Source organism: Geothrix sp. 21YS21S-2 (genome assembly GCF_030846775.1).
Classification (GTDB): domain Bacteria; phylum Acidobacteriota; class Holophagae; order Holophagales; family Holophagaceae; genus Mesoterricola.
On record NZ_CP132910.1, the window covers coordinates 695,417 to 716,461 of the forward strand.

The window sequence follows — 21,045 nt, forward strand, 5'->3', positions numbered from 1 at the left end:
GGGTCCCTCACGGGGCAAGGCCCTCCACCCGGTAGAGGTCGCTGAGCTCCTTCCGGTAGGCGAGCGCAAGGGCCCGGCCGCCCTCCGCCACGAAGACCTCCCGGCATTCCAGGAACCCGGCCGGATCCTGGGGGGAGAGGGAGGCGAGGACCTTCCGCTGCGCGGTGGCCGGCTTCAGGCGCGTGACGGTCACGGGCAGGCGGGTCGGATTCGAACGCACGAAGGCCGAACCGCCATCCTCGCTCCAGCCCACCACCCCCTCCCCGGAGCGCAGGCCGGGGAGGGCGCCCTGCCCCATGCCCAGGTCCGGGCCCCGCCCCGGGTCCCCGTCCAGGAGCAGCGGGCTCCCGTCGGGGCCGATCCCCCGCAGCCGGGTCCGGGCCCGGAGGGGGAGGTCCCGCGCCCGGTCGTCGCCGGGCCGCAGCGCCAGGACGCCCTGGCGCACGGTCTGCTGGGCCAGGAGGGCCCTGCCGTCCGAGGCGACGTCCAGCAGTTGGAGGTTGCCCTGGCTGCGCATGAGCACCCGCCGTCCGCCCCCGGGTGACAGGGCCCAGAGCACCGTCTGGTCCGCTTCCCGGTCGGAAACCCACAGGTCCCCGCCCGGTCCCCAGGCCAGGCCGGTCAGGCTGCTGCCGTCCGTCTCCCGGACCTTGGTGAAGAGGACCTTGCGGCCGCCCTGCCGATCGTGCACCGCGACCTCGGTGGTGGCCCGGCTGGCATCCGAGTCCAGGCAGGCCAGCAGGTTGCGGTCCCGGGACAAGGCGATCGCGCCGAGGGTCCGGGTGGCTCCATCCCAGGTCTCCGCCACCCGGCCCTCGGGGAATTCGAGACGGTCCTGGGCGCCGGCCGGGGCCACGGTGGCGAGCCCTGCCCCGTCCCACCGGGCCTCGGCCACGTTCTCCCGCACCACCCGGGGCGCCCCGCCGCCCCCGGGAACCCGGATGAGGGTGCCCCGCTGCCGGGTTCCGCCGGCGAACCGGGGTTCCTGGATCAGGGCCAGCTCATCCGCCGGCGAGACGTCCAGGAGCAGGGCATCGGAAAGGCCCAGGGCCTTGGGCTCGGTGCTGCGGGGGTCCAGCACGAAGATCTCTGGCGGTCCTCCGGCCACGCGCATGCTGAAGTACACGGTCCGACCGTCGGCCCCGAACCGCGCCGTCTCCACCGTGCCCGCCGCGAAGGTGAGGCGGTGGAAGACCGGCGCCCTGGGGCGCCGGTTCCCCAGGCCCAGGCCGAGGGCCCCCAGCGCCAGCAGGAGCCCGGCGGCGGCCCAGAGGACGGTCCTGCGCCGGTTCCCCGGGGCAAGCGGCGCGGCGAGGGTGGAAGGGCCCAGGGAGAGGTTTCCCAGGGCGAAGGCCAGGTCCTGGGCGTCACGGAACCGCCGGGCGGGCTCCTTCTCCAGGCAGTGGTCGAGGATCCGGCGCAGGGCGGGCGGGATGGGGCGCTCCGGTTCCCCGGGTTCCTCCTGGAGGACCGCGGCCAGGGTCGCGGCGGCGGAGGCCCGCGCGAAGGCCTTGCGGCCCGTGAGCATCTCGTAGAACACCGCGCCGAAGCTGAAGATGTCGGTGCGGGCGTCCACCTTGCCGCCCCGCGCCTGCTCCGGGCTCAGGTAGGCGAGGTCCGCGTCCGGCTCGAGGAGGGCTGGAGCCTCGTCCGGCGGCGTCCGGCGGGCCAGTCCGAAGTCCAGGATCCTGAGCCGGCCGTCCCTTCCGAGCCAAAGCCTGGCCGGGGCGAGGCCGCGGTGGATGACGCCCCGCTCGTGGGCGGCGGCGAGGCCCTGGGCCAGCTGGATGGCCAGTTCCACGGCCAGGCGCGGGGCCAGCGCCCCCTGCTCCAGGCGGGCCTGGAGGGCTTCCCCGTCCAGCAGCTCCATCACCCCGTAAGGCGGGTCCCCCCGGGTATCGCGTTCCTGGAAACCCGGGAGGTTCGGGTGGCCGAGCGCCGCGATGGCCTGGGCCTCCTGCTCGAACCGGACCCGGGCGCGGGGGTCCCCGGCCAGGTGCTCAGGCAGGATCCGGACCACCACCAGACGGCCCTGGCGCGCGTCCCGGGCACGATAGACCTGCCCGCCCCTCCCGAGCGGGTTGAGAACCTCATAGGGACCGAGTTGGGTGCCTTGCGGAAGATTCATGTCGGGCTGTCTCGCGGACAGGATAATTCACTTCCCGGTCGTTGAGAATGGTTCTCATGGTTGATGAAAACGCCAACATGGACCCGGCGTCCCGTTCCTGCATGCCGGTTTTTTGCGCCGGTGTGCGATAGTGTCCGCAGTCCTTTTCCGGAGGAGGTTTCCATGACCCTGGATGTCACCCCAGCAGCGGCTGCCTTCATCGACCAGGAGAACCGCTTCGGCGCCCACAACTACCATCCCCTGGACGTGGTCTGCACCCAGGGCCGCGGGGTCTTCCTCACCGACGTGGACGGCAAGGACTACATGGATTTCCTGGCCGCGTACAGCGCCGTGAACCAGGGCCACAACCACCCCCGCATCGCCGAGGCCATGATCCGCCAGGTGCGCCGCCTCTCCCTGACCAGCCGCGCCTTCCGCAACGACCAGTTCCCGCCCCTGCTGGAGAAGCTGTGCCGGCTCACGGGCTTCGACAAGGCCCTCCTCATGAACAGCGGCGCCGAGGCGGTGGAGACCGCGCTCAAGGCCATGCGCAAGTGGGGCTACGACCGCAAGGGCATCGAGTATCCCAAGGCGGAGATCATCGTGGCCGACGGCAACTTCCACGGCCGCACCACCACCATCGTCGGCTTTTCCACCGACCCCGATTCCACCAGCCGCTTCGGGCCCTTCACCCCCGGGTTCCGCATCGTCCCCTACGGCGACCTCCAGGCCGTGCGCGAGGCCATCACGCCCAACACCTGCGCCATCTTCATGGAGCCCATCCAGGGCGAGGGCGGCGTCATCATCCCCCCGGCGGGCTTCCTGCGGGGCCTGCGCGAGCTGGCCGACCGGAACCGCTGCCTGCTGGTGCTGGACGAGATCCAGTCCGGACTGGGGCGCACGGGCAAGCTCTTCGCGTTCGAGCACGAGGGCATCCGCCCCGACGGCGTGACCATCGGCAAGGCGCTCAGCGGCGGCTTCTATCCCGTGAGCGCCTTCCTGGCCACCGGGGAGGTGATGGAGGTCTTCACCCCCGGCATCCACGGCTCCACCTACGGCGGCAACCCCCTGGCCTGCGCCGTGGCCAGCGCCGCCCTGGACGTCCTGGTGGACGAGAGGCTGGTGGAGAACGCCGCGGAACTGGGCGCCCACCTGCGCCATCGCCTGGAGACGATGCGCACGGACAAGCTCGCCGAGGTGCGCGTCATCGGCCTCTGGGCCGGCGTGCAGCTCAAGCCCGAGGCCGGCGGGGCCCGCAAATACTGCTACCTGCTCAAGGACCGCGGCATGCTCTGCAAGGACACCCACGTGGACACCATCCGCCTGGCGCCGCCCCTGGTGATCACGAAGGACCAGATCGACTGGGCCGTGGACCAGCTGGAGGCGGTGCTGGGCTAGGTGTCGGCCAGCACGAGGCTTCCTGGACAAAGGATGAAGGGGAGTTCAAGGCAAGAAGATCCCCATCCATCCCATTAATCCGATTCCTGTTTCAGCAGGGCGAGCACAGGAATGGGTCGGCGAAAGCCGGTAGCTTGCGCGCCTGTTCATTCCTGGCTGGCCCTGCTGAAACAGGGAAGAAATGGATTGACGCGAAAAGGCAGGATAAGGCCTGGCCCGAGCCTTGGGTTTGTCTGAATGGCCTAGCAAAACCAGGAGACCCCCCGGCTCTGCCGGGGTGGCAGTAGAAGTTTGACATTTCAGGGAGTCCATCTTGGAATCTCCGATTGTGAGCCGCCAAGCACACGAAAGGAGGTCCAAGATGGACTCGTCGGAAAGTCTAAGCCACTCCCGGTGGGAGTGTAAGTACCACGTGGTGTTTATCCCAAAATGTCGAAGAAAGACGCTCTACGAGAAGTTACGACCACATCTGGGTGAGGTGTTCCGGCAACTGGCCGCGCAGAAGGAATGCCGGATCGAGGAGGGGCACCTCATGGCCGATCACGTCCATATTCTGATTTCGATTCCGCCAAAGTATGCCGTGGCGCAGGTGATCGGGTTCATCAAGGGTAAGAGCGCGATTCACCTCGCCCGCGTGTATGGGGAGAGGAAGCGCAACTTTGTAGGCCAGAACTTCTGGGCGCGCGGCTACTTCGTATCGACAGTGGGCCGAGATGAGACGGTCGTGCGCGAATACATCCGAAAACAGGAAAAGGAGGACGAGCGATTTGAGCAACTGTCCCTGTTTCGCTGACCAGGCACCTCCAAGGTGCCCATCCTATGATTCGGGGCCGCGTTAGCGACCCCGACCAGCCGCTTTGAGCGGCTCACGTTTTAAACCCCCCGGCTCTGCCGGGGGATGTCTTAGTCCAGCTTGCGTGCGGTGAAGAGTTCGTACGCCGTCTGGTAGTACGCGATCGCCAGCGCATCCAGGTTGACCCCCGCCGGCAGGGGCCGGTAGGCGTCCGAGGCGGGATCGTAGCTTTTCGAAACCTTCCCTCCGTGCAGCCCCAGGGTCGTCACCACCCCGTCCTTCATCAGGGCCACCTGATCGTTGTGGTTGAAGAGCATCACCCGGCCCGCCTCCGGAGTATGGAGGACGTCCTGCCCGAACCATGGGGCCGTGTAGGGAAGGCCCAGGAGGCCCATGAGGGTCGGCGCAAGATCCATCTGGGACATGAGCCCGTCCGAGCGCCCCGGGGCCAGGTGGGCGGGGGAGTAGAGCATCAGGGGGATCTCGTAGGTGCGCAGGGGGATCTCCTGGCGGCCGTACACCCGCGCCCCGTGGTCGGCGATGACGATGAACAGGGTGTCCCGGAACCAGGCATGGCGCTCCGCTTGCCGCAGGAACTGGCCCTGGGCGTAGTCCGCGTACCGCACCCCGGATTCCCGGCCGCCCTTGCTGGCCTTCACGCCGATGGCTTCGAGCCCGGGCCGGAAGGTGAAGGGCTTGTGGTTCGAGGTGTTCATGATGTGGAGGAAGAAGGGGGCCTTCGCGGTCGCCAACGTGTCCGCATGGGCCAGGGCCATGTCGAAGAGGTCCTCGTCGGATACGCCCCAGATGTTCTCGAAGCGGGGCGTGGTCTTCAGGTTGGTGCGGTCCAGCACCTCGTAGCCGTTGCTGGAGAAGAAGTCGTTCATGTTGTCGAAGTAGCCGTAGCCTCCATACATGAAGGTCGACCGGTAGCCGAGGCCCCGCAGCACGGAGCCCAGGGTGGCCATGGACCCGTGGCCTGGCCGCCGGAGGATGGCCTCCGTGGGCACGGGCGGCAGGGAGTTGGTGATGGCTTCCAGGCCCCGGACGGTGCGGGTGCCCGTGGCGTACACGTGGCGGAACCAGAGGCCCTTCTTGGCGAACTGGTCGAACTGGGGCGTCCAGTCCCGTTCCGAGCCGTAGAGGCGGCTGAACTCCGCCCCGAAGGACTCGCTGGAGATGAGGACGACGTTCAGCCTGCCCAGGCCTCCGGGGCGGGCCGGGAACTGGCGGTCCAGGCGGCCCTCGGCGAGGCGGGTGAAGGTGCCGCCTCCGGGGGCCAGCTGCGCCTTGAGCTGCGCGAGGTTCTCGGCCGGGGGCCGGGTGGCGTAGTAGGCGTGGTAGTCGATCTCGCTGGTGCGCAGGGCCCGGAAGAAGCTGGAGGGTCCGTTGGCCGCCAGTTCATTGGCGACGCGGTTGTGGGACCTGCCCAGGAGGTTTGCGGGTACCCAGAGGATGGCGGCGGCCAGGAGGAGGGCGTAGACCGCCAGGACCCGGCTCCGGGCCCGGAAGTCCACGGGCGCGGCCAGGGCCGAAGCCCAGGCGGCGCGGAACCACCAGGCCGCCAACCCCCCGATCAGGGCGGAGGCCAGGATGAGCTTGACCACCGGGTATTCCGTCCAGATGTCCCCGGCCACCTCCGTGGGGTACATGAGGTAGTTCACCGACACCAGGTTGAAGCGGGCGTTGAATTCCTCGAAGAAGAAGTACTCGCACCCCGCGAGCACGAGCCAGCCCAGGACGCACAGGAAGGTCGCCAGGTGCGGCAGCCCGTTCCGCCCGGAGGCGGGGCCGGGCTTCAGCCCGAGGTACAGGACCAGGGGGAGCAGGAAGTAGAGCGTCTGCACCGCGTCGGCCGCGCCTCCGGCGGGCAGGATCCAAAGCAGGGCGGACAGCCCCACGCCGGCCTCGCGGCCGAAGCAGGCCCACAGGGCCAGCCGGGACGCCAGGCCCAGGCCCAGGTAGAGCCCGGCCAGGAGCAGCGCGGGGCGGAGGCGGGAGCCCGCGGTCTGGAGGAGGGTGGGCGGTGCGGAGGGGGCGGAGTGCATCATGATGTCCAGAAAAGGCCAGTCTGTTGGGGTGGAGGGTGTTCAGGTCCGGAGCCGGGAGAGCCGCATCAGCCCGAACCCCGCGAGAAGGAGGCAGGGCGCCAGGAAGCCCCAGGCCGCAGGAAGTTCGGAGGCCCGGGCGGCGCCGCCGAAGAGGGTCTGGAGCCCCAGGAACAGCAACCCGCCCACCAGGCCGGCACCGATGGCTTGGCCGCGCCCCTGGCGGGGTCCCGGAAGGGCGTAGGAGAGCATGGCCATAACCAGCAGGGGGCCCGAAACCCAACCCAGAAGGCGGTTCCACAGGAGGTAGGCCCGCTCGGGATCGGGCGCCCACCGCTGCCACTCGACCAGGTCCCGGGTGGCCGCTTCGGAGGCGGAGGGAGCCTTCAGCAGCGCCCGGTCCGGGAACAGGGTGAGGGCGGGGGGGCCGGGCACCAGGGCCATCCCGCCCCAGGGGAGGGCGTCCACCCGCTCCTGCCCGGGCTTCCAGCGGAGCAGGACGGGCGCTTCGAAGGGGGGCTTCAGGGGGAAGCCCCACCGGGCTTCCGGGGAGAGGTGCCACAGGACGCCCGTGGATCCCAGGTACATCCAGGGGGAGGTGTCGCCCTGGGGCGGCGGGCGCCGGAGGATCTGGTGGTACAGGCTCCGTGCCCGGGTGCGCGCCGGGGGAGCCAGGCCGGCCTGCAGCAGGAAGGTGGCCAGGGCCACGGCACCCCAGGCGTAGCGGCTTGCCCAGAGCCACTGGACCAGGCTTACGCCGCCGGCCCGGATGGCCAGCCATTCGCGGGTGAGGCCGCCCTCCGACAGCACCAGCAGGGTGCCCAGCAGAAAGGACACGGGGAGCGCCACCTCGAGGAAGGGGGGCAGGTCCCACACCCAGTAGAGGAGGAAGTCCGCCAGGCGGATGTGGTTCCGGGTGAGATCGCCCGCGAGGCTGGAGAACTCCACCAGCAGGTCCAGCACCAGGAGGCTGCCCATGGTCATGCCCCAGCTGCGCCACCAGGCCAGGGTGGCCCAGTGGCGGAGGACGCCCCGGCGGTTGCCCTGGCGGTGGACCCACTGGGCCAGGGCCGTCCGGGCCTTGGCCAGCCGGGCCTGGAGCGGGGCCAGGCGCAGGCGTTTCCCCAGCCGGTCGAGGAGGACGCCGGGACCCCGGCGGGTCCGGTGGGGGGACAGCCGCCGGTTGAGGAAGAACCAGCCGGCCCCCAGGAAGAGGAAGGGCAGGAGGAGCGTGGGGCCCAGGGCGGGAAGCTTGCCGTCCAGCACCAGGTTCTCCAGGGATTTCATCAGGAAGTAGTAGACCAGGATCACGCCCAGGCTCTTGACGAGGGCGCCTCCGCGGTAGAAGCGCGCATGGCCGAAGCCCAGGCCGATGCCCAGAAGCAGCAGGGCGATCCCCGCCAGGGGAAGGGTCAGGCGCCTGGTGAGCTCGACGGCCGATTCCCGGCGCTGGGAGGTGGGCGCCCGGGGGTCCCGCCAGACCCGCACCAGGGCCCCGGACGGCGCGTAGCGCATGGCCAGGGGGGCCAGGATGCGTGGACCGGAGGGCACCACGAGCCGCTGGAGGTGATGCGCTTCCTTCAGGTGGACCGGGCCGCCGCCGGAACCGGGATAGCTGGCACCCCGCAGGTCCTCCAGGTGCAACTGGACCTCCACCTGGCCGGCGGGCGTGTTCCCCAGGGTGTAGGCCACCCGGGAGGCGGTCAGGTGCCGGACGCCGGCGGCCGTGGCCTCCATGAGGTGGAACTGGCCGGTCCCGGACAACCAGAAGGCGGAGTCCGGGGACCCGGGAGGATGCCACGGGGGGCTGCCCGGCCGCAGGAATTTCGCGAGGGCCTCCTCGGCCATCCGGTGGCGGAGGGTCCGCTGCAGCCCGGCGGCCCCGGGCACCAGGAGGTGGGCGTTCAGGGAGGCCAGCGTCAGGAGGCCGGCGCCCAGGATGGCCCACGGCACGAGCCAGGTGCGGCGCCCCGCCCCGAGCCCCTGGGCCGCCACCAGCTCGGAACCCTCCATCAGCTGCTGGGTGCCCAGGAGCCCGCCCAGCACCGCCGCCATGGGGAGCACCATGCCCAAGGTCTCGGGCAGGGACAGGAGCAGGAGGGGGACCATCCATCGCAGGGCGGCGCCCTGGGCGAAGATCTCCCTGGAGAGCGCGACCGTCTCCCAGGAAATGAGCAACAGGCCATAAAAAAGAAGCGCCCCCAGGAAGGGGGCGAGCCAGCGGCGGAGGAGATAGCGGGTGAGGGTGGACGGCACTTGAAGTTTCCAAATCCTAAAGGATTCCCCTATTCTCCGCGACGGCCGCCGCCGAGGGAAGGGGTTCCCGTCCGCGGCGGGCGGAAACCTGACCCTGGAATTCAACTACAATGGGGTTCGAAAGGGGGTCTTCCCCGTGGGTGGCGAGTCTTCCCTTCTGCTGGACCATGCTCTTGCCTGCATCCGGGCCCATCCGGGCCTGAAGGAGGGCGACCGGGTGCTGGCTGCCATGTCGGGCGGCATCGACAGTTCCGTGATGGCGGCCCTGCTCCACCGGGCGGGCTTCGACGTGGTGGGCGTGTCCATGCAGCTCTTCGACAAGACCCGGGGCGGCACCCGGCCCGAGACGGAGGGCAAGTGCTGCACCCTCGATGATTTTCAGGACGCCAGGCGGGTGGCCTTCCAGACGGGGTTTCCCCACTACGTGCTGGACCTGGAAGGGCCCTTCAAGGCGACCGTCATCGACCCTTTCGTGCAGGGCTATCTGGCGGGTGAAACCCCCAGCCCTTGCATCCGGTGCAATCAGCACCTCAAGTTCCGTGCGCTGCTGGACGCGGCCTCGGACCTGGACTGCGCCTTCGTGGCCACGGGGCACTACGCGCGGATCACCCGGGACGGCTGGGGCTACCACCTCCTGAAGGCCTCGGACCCGCTCAAGGACCAGAGCTACTTCCTGTTCACCCACGACCAGGCCACCCTGGCGCGCACCCTGTTCCCCCTGGCGGGCTTCGCCAAGGTCGAGGTGCGCCAGCTGGCCCGGGACCTGGACCTCCACCTGGCGGAAAAGGCCGAGAGCCAGGAGATCTGTTTCATTCCCGAGCGCTACGACCGCTACATCGAGGAGGAGGGGCTGGCTCCGGCACGTTCGGGGGACGGCCCCATCCGGCACCTGGACGGGCGGGTCCTGGGCACCCACGGAGGCACCTGGCGGTTCACGGTGGGCCAGCGCAAGGGGATCGGGGTCGCCTTCGCCGCGCCGCTGTTCGTGGTCCGGGTGGATCCCGCCACCGACACGGTGTGGGTGGGGGAGGAGGACCGGCTCCTGGAGACCGGGTTCACGGTCAGGGAGGTGTCCTGGTGCGGCGAGGCCCCGGCCGGATCCCTGGCCTGCCGGGTGCGAATCCGGTCACGGGGAAAAGAGGCCGAGGCGGTGGTCCATCCCCTGGGGGGCGGGCGGGCCCGGGTCCGGTTCCTTGAGCCCCAGCGCGCCATCGCCCCGGGGCAGGCGGCGGTCTTCTATGTGGCGGACGAAGTGGCGGGTGGAGGCTGGATCGAGCCGCAAGCCATGTGATAATGCCCTTCATGGCGGGCATTCTTCGGGCAGGGGTCGTTCTTCTGGCTTGGGCCGGCGCCGTGACGGCATCCGCTGGTCCCATGGAGCCCGGGCGGCGTCCCTTCGTCATGCTGGGGACGGACCAGGGCCTGTCCTCGGGTGCCGTCGTGTGCATGGCCCAGGACCAGGACGGGTTCCTGTGGATGGGCTCGGAGAACGGGCTGCTCCGCTACGACGGCGGTCAGAGCCGCCAGTGGAGCGCCGAGGACGGGCTGCCCTCGGCCTCGGTGGGCAAGCTCCTGGCGTGCCCCGGCGGCGGCATCTGGGTGGGCACCCTCCGTGGACTGGTGCGCTTCAGGAACGGGCGCTTCGAGAAGATCACCCTCGATGGCCAGCCCTACGCCCACTCCGTCGCGGAACTGGCCCTGGACCGCCGGGGGCGCCTCTGGGCCTACACCTTCAAGGGCCTGATCCGGCAGAAGGAGGGGCTGGCCTTCGAGACCGTGCCCTGGGCGACGCCGGACAACGTCTATGGGCTGATGGCGGGCCCGCGCTCGGGAGCGGTCTACGTGGCGGGCCAGCACGGCATCCAGGTGTTCGGGGAGGACGGCTCCATGGCGAACTGGGGCCCCGCCCAAGGGCTGCCGCCCAAGGGGCCCCTGCTGGTGGCCGAGGACGGCAAGGGGCGGGTCTGGGCCGGCGGCGGCGCGTCGCTGATGATGAAAGGGCCGGAGGACCCGCGGTTCCATGACGAGTCCAGCCGCCTGAAGGCGAGCATCTCCCCCAACGGGCAACCCTTCCTCGACCGGGACGGCTCGGTGTGGATCCCCACCCAGAACGGGGCCCAGCAGCTCGACGGCGAGCTCCTGGACACCGCGCGGGGCCTGCCCTTCCGCTGGGTCAGGGGCCTGTTCCGGGACCGGGAGGGGGCCCTCTGGGTGATGGGGCCGGGCCTGGCCCACATGCTGGGCCGGGGGCGGGTCCTGAACCATCCCCTCACGCGGGGGGATTCGGGCGAAGTGGTGTGGTTCCTCGTGCGGGACAGCCAGGGGCGCATGATCGCCGCCACCGACAACGGGGCGGTGCGCATGGAGGCCTCCGGCCCGGCCGCGATCCCCGGCACGGAGGGCACGCGCATCAAAGGCATGGCGATCGACCGCGCCGGCACGCTCTGGATGGTCAACACCCGGGGACCCACGCTCTGGCTGCGGTCCGGGCGGACCCGTGCCGAAGTGGCGCCCCTGGGCGACCTGGGCATCGGCGCCAACAGCGTCTTCGAGGACAGCCGCGGCATCGTGTGGGTCGGCGGGGTGCGCCAGGGCCTGCTCCGCTACGACGCCAGGGCCGGCAGGCTCGTGGAGGACGTGCCCCGGGCCTTCACGGGGAGCGATCAGCTGGGGGTCTACGAGATCCATGAGGACGACCGGGGCGGGCTCTGGGCCGGCTGCGACGGGGGGCTGCTGCAAAGGCCGAACGGCGGCGCCTGGACCTTCCATGCCGGCAACGCCGGCTCCCGGGTGCGGGGCATGGCCCTGCTTCCCGACGGCACCGCATGGATCCACTACGAGGAGCCCATGGGAATCGCCCGCGTGCGTCCCGCGGACGGCGCCATCCAGGTGCTGGAGCGGCGCACGAAGGGTTGGGGCCTGCCCAGCAACATGGTCTACGGGGTGCGCCGGGACGAGCGCGGGCGGATCTGGGTGTCCACCGACAAGGGCCTGGACCGGGTGGAACCGGCCCTGCACGTGGGCCGACGGGACGGGATGGTCAATGAGGACTGTTCGATCAGCGCGCTCCTGGTGGAAAAGGGCGTCGTGTGGGTGGGCACGTCGGGCGGCCTCATGCGCTTCGACAGCACCGGGGCCTCGGCCCCCATGGAGGCGCCCCGGGCCTTCGTGATGCAGCTGGCCTACGGCAACCGCGTCCTGGAGCCCCCTTTCGGCCAGGTGGATCCCCTGCCCTACGACAAGGCGACGGTGGATTTCCAGGTTGCCGCGCCCTGGTACCTCAACGAGCTGGACGTGCGGTTCCAGGCGCGGCTCCTGGGGCTGGAGGACGCCTGGCGGGACCTGGAGGGGCGGCGGGTGCACTTTCCCGCCCTGCGCGGGGGGCGCTACCGGTTCGAGGTGAGGGCCGCCCTGGCCCAGGGGCCCTTCGGCCCCCCGGCGGGCGTGGATTTCCGGGTGACGCCGCCCTGGTGGAGGACGGGCTGGGCCTATGGCCTGGCTCTGCTCACGGGGACGCTGGCCCTGGCGGGCGTGGGCCGCGTGCGTGGCGCCGCCCTGCGCCGCCGCAGCGCAGCTCTGGAGGACCTGGTGGCCATGCGCACCCGGGAACTGAGGCAGCGCAACGTCGAGCTGAGCGAGGCCCTGGGCAATGTCAAGCAGCTGTCCGGCCTCCTCCCCATCTGCGCCCACTGCAAGAAGATCCGCGACGACCGGGGCTACTGGAACCAGCTGGAGCAGTATCTTTCCAGCCACGCGGAGGTCGGCTTCTCGCACGGCATCTGCCCCGAATGCGCCTCCGAGCTGTTTCCGGACTTCCTCCAGAAGCGCGACAGGGCCTGATAGACTGGTACCTTCACGACCCTTTGCGGAGCTGCGCGTGTCCCATCACAAGATCATCATCATCGGTACGGGCCCCGCCGGCTACACGGCGGCCATCTATGCGTCCCGGGCCAACCTGGCCCCCCTGGTCTTCGAGGGGGCCCAGCCCGGCGGCCAGCTCACGATCACCACGGAGGTGGAGAACTACCCGGGCTTTCGCGAAGGCGTCATGGGCCCGGCGCTCATGGACGAGATGCGCGGGCAGGCCGAGCGGTTCGGCACGGTGATCAAGGCCGAGACGGTGCTCAAGGCCGACCTTTCCGCGAGCCCGAAAAAGCTCACCACGGACCAGGGGGCGTACACCTGCGACGCCCTGGTCATCGCCACGGGCGCCTCCGCCAAGTGGATGGGCATCCGCAAGGACGAGGAGCTCAGCCGCACCGGCGGCGGGGTTTCCGCGTGCGCCACCTGCGACGGCTTCTTCTTCCGCGGCAAGGAGATCGCCGTGGTGGGCGGCGGCGACACCGCCCTCGAGGAGGCCACCTTCCTCACGAAGTTCGCCTCCAAGGTCACGCTCATCCACCGCCGGGACAAGCTGCGGGCCTCCAAGGCCATGCAGGAGCGGGCCATGCGCAACGAGAAGATCGCCTTCAAGTGGAACGCGGTCGTGGAGGACATCGTCACGAAGGACCAGGCCCTGCCCACCGGCGAGCTGATCCCCAAGATCGCCGTCCTCAAGCTCAAGGACACCGTGACCGGGGCCCTGGAGGACCTGCCCGTGGAGGGCCTCTTCGTGGCCATCGGGCACCAGCCCAACACCAGCCTCTTCGCCGGGCAGCTGCCCATGAACGAGGCGGGCTACCTGGACGTGGAGGCCGGTTCCACCCGCACCTCCGTCGCGGGCGTCTTCGCCTGCGGCGACGTCCAGGACCACCAGTACCGCCAGGCCGTCACGGCCGCGGGCTCGGGCTGCATGGCCGCCATCGACGCGGAGCGCTGGCTGTCGGAGAACGGCCTGGCCGAGTGAAAGGCATCGAACACCCAACCCCATGGACCTCCTAGCCATCACACGACACCACGGACTGGTCGAAGCGCTGCGTACGGCCTTCGGCGGGACCGGGCATTCGGTGGAGCGGGTCGAGGATCCGCTGGAGGCCCTGGCCCTGGAGGCCTGGAACCGGGCCCGTCTGGTCCTGGTGGATGCCGAGGCGGATCCCATGGACGGGTACCGGCTCTGCAGCCTCCTGCGGGGGGAGTCCCGGATGCTGTTCCGGCACCTGCCGGTCCTGCTGGTGGTGGACCACCTGCCCACCCAGGCCGAACGCGATGCGCTGGCGGCGGTGGACGGCGACGGCTTCGTGGAAGTGGACAGCGGCGTGCACCGGCTCCAGAAGACCCTCGGCCCGCTCCTGGACGGGACCGCCGCCCGCGACGGGGGCGACCCCGTCCCCGCCCTGGCCATGGGGATCCGCCCGGAAACCGCCGGCAGGATGCGGGAAGCGGTGGCCGCCATCGGCCTCGACCTGCGCACCTGCGCGCGCCAGGACCTCGAGCCCGCCCTCGCCGCGCTCCGGCCCCCCATCCTGTTCCTGGGGGTGGATGCCTCGGGGGAGCAGGCCCTGGAGGTCCTCCGGACCCTGGACGGCGCCGCGCAGGCCCCCAGCGTCATCCTGGTGGGCGGCAAGGTGCCCGAAGCCACCCAGTGCAGGCTGCTCGACGCCGGGGCGCGCGACTGGGTCCCCCTGCCCCTGTCCGTGCCCCTCCTGCTCCACGGCTGCCGTTGCGCGCTGGAATGGACCCACCTCAAGCGCCTCAAGCTGGAATACCAGCACCAGCTCCAGGACATGGCCGAGCGCCGCGGCGCCCTGGAGCGGGAGGCCTGCACCCTGCGCAGCGAGGTCCTCACCGATCCCCTCACCGAGCTCCTGAACCGGCGCGCCTTCAGCCAGCACCTGGAGCACGCCGTGAGCCAGTGGGAGCGCAACCGCCGGCCCTTCGTCCTCATCCTGGGGGACCTGGACTACTTCAAGCTCACCAACGACCGCTTCGGGCACCTGGTGGGGGACGCGGTCCTCAAGGCCGTGGGCCAGCGCATCCGCTCCAGCCTGCGCCGCAGCGACCTGGCCTTCCGCATCGGGGGCGAGGAGTTCGCCATCCTGCTCATGGAGACGAGCCTGCGCGCCGGCACCGAGGTGGCGGAAAAGATCCGCGAGCGCATCGAGGCCGCGCCCCTGAAGGTGGAATCCGGCCAGACGGTGTTCCCGACCATGAGCTTCGGCGTGGGCGCGCCGGACGGCGAGGATTCCGGTCGCCTTTTCCTTCGGGTGGACGAAGCGCTGTATCTGGCCAAACACAAGGGCCGAAACCGGGTCGAAGTCATGAGCAATCAGTAGGCAGGAATATCAGGTGCACTTCCGCCTCATCGGGTCTATGTTGGGTTCCCCAAACGAGGAGGCCCCATGCGGAACCGAACCTTGATGGTCCTGGCCGGCCTGCCCTGCCTGATCGCCAACGCCCAAGGCCACACGGCCGCCCAGGCGGAGAACGTCGTCAGGCGAGCCATCGTCTACGCCCAGAAGAACGGCATGGACAAGCTGATCCAGCAGACGAACCAGTCCAACGGCGTATTCCATGTGGGATCGGGAAGCGATCTGTACCTGCTGATCATCGACAGGAAGGGGATCGCCCGGGCCAACGGCTTCAAGGCTGAAATCGTCGGCACCAACCGGCTGGTGGTGAAGGACGTGGACGGGAAGTTCTACATGAGGGACCTGGTGGAACTGGCAAAGACGAAGAACTCGGGCTGGGTGGACTACAAGTTCGCCAACCCCGTCAGCGGGAAGATCGAGCAGAAGAGCACCTACTTCGAGGTGTACGAGGATGTGATGGTGTGCTGCGGAATCTATAAACCCTGATCTTTCCCCGGCGAACCTCGGCCCCTCGGCCGCCTCGGCGATACCTTTCTTTTCATGACGACTTCGGCGCGAAGATCCTCTGCGCCGCAGGGGCTTGAAACAGGATGCATCGCCGAGGTGGCCGAGGAAGGAGCGGGAGCGGGATCCTCTAGAACGTGTACTTGCCCAGATCCCCCAGGCTGCGCAGCGTGACCACCACGTCCAGCCGGTCCTCCTTCGTCAGCGAACCCGGCACGGTGATGCCGATGTGGGAGAAGCGGAGCGAGTAGGCCACGCAGGGCGTCACGTAGGCCAGGGCCACCTGGCTGCCGGCGAAGGCGCGGCGCTTGAAGTCGTAGTTGGCCTGGAACTCCAGGCGCACGTCGTCGTTCCACAGGCGCTTCAGGCCGCCCAGTTGGATGCCCTTCTGGCGGACCAGGAGGCGGTTGATCCCGGTGGAGTAGTAGGCCAGGTTGAAACGCGTCCCGTCGCCGGCCTTGTAGTCCGCCGAAAGGGACTGGTCCGCGTCGCTGTCGGACACGTCGCTGCTGCGGCGGAAGCTGATGCGCAGGGTCTCGTCGGGCTCCACGTCCAGCTCGTTGTCCAGGGTGGCCCAGCCCTTCTTCACCCGGCCGTCGTTGAGGAGGATCGGGGCCATGTGGAACCTGGAGGAGATGCGCCAGCGCACCAGGTCCAGGAACGGCACGTTGATGCCGGGGCGGCCCAGGAAGTGCTGCTTCACGCCCAGTTCCAGGCTCCGCTCCCCGGCCGCGCTGTTGCCCACCCCGGGCTGGGAGTCCACGTCGTCGAAGTGGGGGATGCGGCCCTCGGCCGACGCCTTGCTGGTGGTGAGGAAGGCGAAATAGGGATTCATGACGTGCTTGATCTCGCCCTTGTACCCGAACAGGCGCACGTCCGTGAAGGATCGTCCGATGGGAGGGCCGGAGAGCTGAAGCCGGGCGGAGCCCAGGACCCGGTCCACGGAGGGGGCGTCCACCTGGAAGGGGCTGGTGGTGATGGCCAGGTTCCCGTTGGCGACGTTGGCGGTGTCGAACAGGGACCGCCCCAGGGACTGCGAGTAGCGGGAGTAGCGCCCAAGGGTCTCGAGGTCCGCCCGCAGGGGCCCCCACTGCCCCACCCGGCCCTGGAGGCGCAGGAAGCCGTCGTCCCTGCGCCAGGCGTAGGTGTCGTTGGGGACGGCGCCGGTGCCGGTGGGGAGGATGTCCAGCTTGTAGGTCATGCGTCCCAGCCGCACGCCGGCGTCCAGGTAGAAGGAACCCAGGGGCACGGGGTACAGGGAGCCCTGGACGCTGGGCAGCACCTGGCGGCGGAGGGAATTGGGGAAGTTGGGGTTATAGAGGGGCGAGGAGGAGTCGGACGTGAAGTAGGTCAGCTGCTCGGAGGCGTTGAAGGAGAAGCTGGCCCAGGGGAAGTTCCGGCCCAGGTACAGGGCGCTGTCGAAGGGAGTGCCGCCCAGGCGGGCCATGCCCTGGCCGTAGTCGGTCTCCAGGAGGGCGTCGGAGGCCCGGTTGACGTCGGCTGCGAGCTGCCAGCCATCTTCCCGTTGCCAGATCTCCTTCAGGGAGAACCGGTACCGGTGGATGTCGTCGGTCTTCTGCTTGATGAACTGCCCGGCAAAGGAGCCCTGGTGGGTGGGTTCGGGGTTCCAGCGGGCCTCGCCACCCCACAGGGTGCCCTGCCGGGTGAAGTACTCCGGGGACACCGTCACGTCCGCCGAGTCACCCAGCACCTGGTAGTAGGGCACCTGGGTCGAGGCGCCCATGGGGCCCGAGAAGGAGAGGGAGATGGGCAGCAGGCCCGAGGTGCGCTCGGCCTTGGCGGGGTAGATGGCCCAGGGCAGGTAGTAGAAGGTCGGGACGTTGCCCACCCAGATCCAGAGGTTGCGGATGGTGGCGTACTTGTCCAGGTCCACGGTGAGCCGGGACACCAGGGCCTTCCAGCCGGGCTTCTCCTGGGGGCAGGGGCTGAGTTCGACCTTCTCGAAGTCCCAGTGCTTGAGGGTGGTGAAGGCCACCTTGTCCGACTTCAGGTACCAGCTGGGGGGGAGCTCCATGTCCAGGGCCCAGGCCTCGCCCACCTGGTGCTTCCAGTCCATGCGGAGCCGGGCGCAGCGCAGGCGCAGCCCGGGCCCTTCCAGGCGGATGCGCCCCTCGGCCTCGATCTCCCCGGTGAGGGTGCTGTACTTGATGTGGTCGGCCAGCAGGAGCAGGTCGGGGCTGGCCACGGCGCCGTCGTCCATCTCCCAGCCGCCGGGGGTCTCCTTCACGTCCTTGCCCCAGTAGCGCAGGGGCACGGCCCCTTCCCTGGATTCCACGGACTCCTGGGGACGCAGGGGGAGGAGCTCGCCGGGGGTGGGGGCCTGCCAGTCGGGCCCCAGGGGCGGAAGGGGCGGCAGTTGGGCGGCCAGGGGACCCAGCCCCAGGGCCGCCACAAGGCCTATGCGGATCCGCCGCTCACGCGCCATGGTGGTGATGCGGCGCCAGACCCAGCACTACCAGAAAGATGAGGATCCCCACCAGGAGGCTCGCGGTGCTCTTCCAGCCCTTCTCCTTCTGGGCTTCGGGCAGAAGGTCCGAGCAGGCCACGTAGAGGCCGAGGCCCCCGGTCAGACCCAGCACCGGTCCCAGCTTGATGTGCAGGAACTCCTGGCTCATGGAACCCACCAGGGCCGCCATGGCCAGGATGCCCGCGGCGATGATGGACTTCCGGTTGCCGAAGCCCCTCACCAGGAAGATGGAGGAGATCGTGGCCCCTTCGGGGATGCGGTGGAGGAGCACGCCCGTGAACACCATCAGGCCCAGGCCGCTGTGGGTGCGCATGGCGGCGGTGATGGACATGCCGTCCATGAAGCTGTGCAGGCTCAGGCCCACCAGGGCGATGACGCCCGTCATGGCCGAGCCGGAGTGCGTATGGGATTCCTCGCCGTAGTGGAAGTGGGGACTGATGCCGTGCTCGAGCAGGTGGATCAGGAAGAAGCCCGCCACGGCCCACAGGGCCATGGCTTCGCCGCCCTGCTCGACGGCCTCGGGCATGACCCGCACCAGGGTGACGGACATGAGGTAGCCGGCCGCCACGCCGGACATGTGGCGCATGAGGCTGGCCCGGCCCTGGAGGAAACGCACCACCAGCCACCCTCCGAGGAGGGTGGCCAGGGCGGCGATCGGGGCCAGCCAGTAGAGATGGTCGAAGGGCGTCAGGGCGTTACCTCACGATCATTTCTTGCGGGCACGGGGCTTGGGAGCGACGGGGGCCTCGGGCTCGGGGGCGGGCTTGGGCTTGGGAGCGCGCTTGGCGGGCTTGGTGTCCGCCTTGATGGCGACGGCGGGTTCCTCGGCCTTGGGCTCGGCCTTGGGGGCCTTGGCCTTGGCGGGACGGCCCTTCTTGGCGGGAGCGGGAGCCTCGGGCTCGGGTTCCGGCTTGGACTTGAACTTCATCCGGGGGGCCGGGGTGAGGAGGTCGGCCAGCAGGTCGGCGGTCAGGAGCAGGGGGGCGGGCTCGGGTTCGGGCACGGCCACGGGCTCCTCGACGGCCACGGCGGTCTGCGGGGCTTCCACGGCGGCCTCGGGCGCGGCGGCGGCGGGCTTGCGGCCTCCGCGGGAGCGGCGGCGGCCGGCGGGGGCCTTCTCCTCCTCCACGGGTTCGGCGGCGGGGGCACCATCCTCCTCGTCCAGGGGCTTGGCGGCCTCGAAGAGGGCGCGCAGGCGCTCGCGCTCCTCCAGGGCGGCCCGCTGCGCGTCGCGGCGGTCGTACTTGATCTCCGCGTGGGTGGCGGCGGCCACCGGGGCGGGCGCGGCCTCGGGCTCGCGGCGGGGCTCGTTGCGGGGGGCGCGGGCGGGCTTCTTGGGGGCGTCGTCGCCACCCAGCGCCTTGTCGAAGGAAATGGGGCTGTCGCCGCCCAGGACGACGGTCTCCTCGTCCAGGTCGCGGGGGCGCTCGTTGCGGGCGGCCACCTTCTCGGCGGGCTCCTCTTCGGCGCGCTCGATCTCCGCGGCCATCTCCCCGAAGGGGATCTCGGGGTCGGCCACGATGATGATCTTGGAGTCGTGCATGTCCTCCAGCGCGGAGAGGTCCTTGCGCTTCTGGTTCAGCACGGCCAGCGCGATGGAAGGCATGAGCTTGACGCGGATCTCGGCGATGGCGTCCCGGCTGAGGATCGCCTTGATGCGGCGCACCACGGACAGCACCAGGGCCTCGATGCTCTTGACCTTGCCGGTGCCCTGGCAGGTGGGGCAGGCCTCGTGGGTGACGTGCTGCAGGGAGGGGCGCAGGCGCTGGCGGGTCATGACCAGCACGCCGAAGCGGTTGATCTTGCCCACTTCCATGCGGGCCTTGTCCTCTTCCAGGCATTCGACCAGGCGTTCCATGACGGCCCGGTTGTTGCCCTCGCGCTTCATGTCGATGAAGTCGATCACCACCAGGCCGGCGAGGTCGCGCAGGCGGAGCTGGCGGGCGGCCTCCTCGGCGGCCTCCATGTTGGTCTTGAAGGCCATGTCCTCGACGTTGTCGCCGGTGGTCTTGCCGGAGTTCACGTCGATGGCCACGAGGGCCTCGGTCTGGTCGATGGCCAGCGCGCCGCCGGAAGGCAGGGGCACCTTGCGCCCATAGACGCGGTCGATCTGCTCTTCCGTGGAGAACTTGCTGAAGAGGGGCTTCTTGCCGATGTAGTGCTTCAGGACCCCCAGGTGCTGGGGCATGGTGCGCTTGAAGAAGCCCTGGGCGGCGTGGAAGGTCTCCAGGTCGTCGATGTGCACTTCCTCGATGTCCTTGGTGAACGCGTCGCGCAGGGTGCGGGTGACGACGTCGTCCTCCTGCCACACGAGCCCGGCGCCCTGGCGGTGCTTGTAGCGGTTCTGGACCTCCTTGTAGGTGTCCAGGAGGTAGTCCAGGTCGCGCTGGAAGTCCTCCTTGGTGACCCCGAGGCTGGCGGTGCGCACGATGACGCCGAAGCTGCGGGGGATCTCCAGCTCGTCGATGAGCTTCTTGAAGTGCTCGCGCTCCTCCCGGCTCTCGATCTTGCGGCTGATGCCGTTGGTGGGGTTGCCCGGGGTGAGGACCAGGTAGCGGCCCGGCAGGGAGATCTGGGCGGTCATCATGGCGCCCTTGGAGCCCAGTTCCTCGCGCACGGCCTGGACCATGATCTCCTGGTCCCGGTTCAGCAGGTCCTGGATGCGGCCCCGGCGGCCGTCGGGGCTCACCAGGTCCTTGGGCAGCTCGCCGATGGGCAGGAAGCCGTTCTTCTGGCCGCCGTAGTGGATGAAGGCGGCCTGGAGGCTCTGGTCCACGCGCACGACCTTGGCCTTGTAGATGTTTCCCTTGATCTTCTCGTTGTGGACGAACTCGATGTCGAAGTCCGACAGCACGCCGTCCACGAGGGTGGCCACACGGATCTCCTCCGAGTCCGTGGCATTGATAAGCATTGTTTTTCTGGGCAAAACGATCTCCTTGGAATAGACCCTCGGCCGTTCAGGGGCAGGAGGTCTTCACGATTGGGTTGTGGATGGGGTTCTGAGAATGGTTCGATTGGGATGGGATTGGGGGGTCTCGATTCCTTAAGACCGTCCCGGATAGGGATTTACCAAAGTGACGCGCTGGCTCCGGCCCGCTTTGGCTAGGGGCATTGTCCCATCGCCGGGGCCCAAGGGCAAGAGGACATCAGGTAAATTCCCCAAAATATTCGCTTTGGAGGCCGAAGTTAAAAATTGTGGCCGG

At 69.5% G+C, this 21,045-nt stretch carries 13 protein-coding genes; 7 read left to right on the plus strand and 6 right to left on the minus strand.

Annotation, left to right across the window (positions count from 1 at the left end):
- Positions 1-7: 7 nt before the first annotated feature.
- A complete protein-coding gene (locus RAH40_RS03160; protein ID WP_306600625.1) occupies positions 8-2,128 on the minus strand; it encodes a protein kinase in 2,121 nt (706 codons plus the stop codon).
- A 162-nt stretch (positions 2,129-2,290) separates the two neighbouring features.
- Here RAH40_RS03160 and rocD point away from each other — a divergent pair, with 162 nt between their 5' ends.
- Together rocD and tnpA are read left to right on the plus strand one after the other, a co-directional pair.
- The gene (rocD, locus tag RAH40_RS03165; protein WP_306600626.1) at positions 2,291-3,505 is read left to right on the plus strand and encodes an ornithine--oxo-acid transaminase; all 1,215 of its coding nucleotides are present in this window, start codon (positions 2,291-2,293) and stop codon (positions 3,503-3,505) included.
- Between the two features lie 361 nt (positions 3,506-3,866).
- A complete protein-coding gene (tnpA, locus tag RAH40_RS03170; RefSeq protein WP_306600627.1) occupies positions 3,867-4,298 on the plus strand; it encodes an IS200/IS605 family transposase in 432 nt (143 codons plus the stop codon).
- Positions 4,299-4,408: 110 nt separating this feature from the next.
- Here the strand turns inward: tnpA and RAH40_RS03175 are convergent, their stop codons facing one another.
- Both RAH40_RS03175 and RAH40_RS03180 read right to left on the minus strand, forming a co-directional pair.
- Complete coding sequence (locus RAH40_RS03175; RefSeq protein WP_306600628.1) at positions 4,409-6,346, minus strand: LTA synthase family protein; 1,938 nt, start codon at positions 6,344-6,346, stop codon at positions 4,409-4,411.
- 42 nt (positions 6,347-6,388) lie between these two features.
- On the minus strand, positions 6,389-8,602 hold the full coding sequence (locus tag RAH40_RS03180) for an LptF/LptG family permease (protein ID WP_306600629.1): 2,214 nt from the start codon (positions 8,600-8,602) through the stop codon (positions 6,389-6,391).
- A gap of 199 nt (positions 8,603-8,801) precedes the next feature.
- Here RAH40_RS03180 and mnmA point away from each other — a divergent pair, with 199 nt between their 5' ends.
- The 5 genes from mnmA to RAH40_RS03205 all read left to right on the plus strand — a co-directional run bounded on the left by mnmA (position 8,802) and on the right by RAH40_RS03205 (position 15,336).
- On the plus strand, positions 8,802-9,893 hold the full coding sequence (gene mnmA, locus RAH40_RS03185) for a tRNA 2-thiouridine(34) synthase MnmA (protein WP_373432560.1): 1,092 nt from the start codon (positions 8,802-8,804) through the stop codon (positions 9,891-9,893).
- A gap of 62 nt (positions 9,894-9,955) precedes the next feature.
- On the plus strand, positions 9,956-12,442 hold the full coding sequence (locus RAH40_RS03190; RefSeq protein ID WP_306600631.1) for a two-component regulator propeller domain-containing protein: 2,487 nt from the start codon (positions 9,956-9,958) through the stop codon (positions 12,440-12,442).
- 31 nt (positions 12,443-12,473) lie between these two features.
- Positions 12,474-13,448, plus strand: a complete 975-nt coding sequence (trxB, locus tag RAH40_RS03195; protein WP_373432561.1) for a thioredoxin-disulfide reductase — start codon at positions 12,474-12,476, stop codon at positions 13,446-13,448.
- Positions 13,449-13,470: 22 nt separating this feature from the next.
- Positions 13,471-14,814: a diguanylate cyclase gene (locus tag RAH40_RS03200; protein WP_306600633.1), complete on the plus strand. Its 1,344-nt coding sequence runs from the start codon at positions 13,471-13,473 to the stop codon at positions 14,812-14,814.
- A gap of 66 nt (positions 14,815-14,880) precedes the next feature.
- The gene (locus RAH40_RS03205) at positions 14,881-15,336 is read left to right on the plus strand and encodes a cache domain-containing protein (RefSeq protein WP_306600634.1); all 456 of its coding nucleotides are present in this window, start codon (positions 14,881-14,883) and stop codon (positions 15,334-15,336) included.
- A 148-nt stretch (positions 15,337-15,484) separates the two neighbouring features.
- On the opposite strand, the gene RAH40_RS03210 is transcribed toward RAH40_RS03205, so the two are convergent.
- From RAH40_RS03210 to RAH40_RS03220, 3 genes are all read right to left on the minus strand, one after another.
- Entirely contained in the window at positions 15,485-17,800 is a 2,316-nt protein-coding gene (locus RAH40_RS03210; RefSeq protein WP_306600635.1) for an LPS-assembly protein LptD, read from the minus strand.
- The gene (locus RAH40_RS03215) at positions 17,790-18,461 is read right to left on the minus strand and encodes a ZIP family metal transporter (RefSeq protein ID WP_306600636.1); all 672 of its coding nucleotides are present in this window, start codon (positions 18,459-18,461) and stop codon (positions 17,790-17,792) included. The genes RAH40_RS03210 and RAH40_RS03215 overlap by 11 nt, the downstream gene beginning before the upstream one ends.
- 87 nt (positions 18,462-18,548) lie before the next feature.
- On the minus strand, positions 18,549-20,717 hold the full coding sequence (locus tag RAH40_RS03220) for an Rne/Rng family ribonuclease (RefSeq protein WP_306600637.1): 2,169 nt from the start codon (positions 20,715-20,717) through the stop codon (positions 18,549-18,551).
- Positions 20,718-21,045 lie beyond the last annotated feature (328 nt).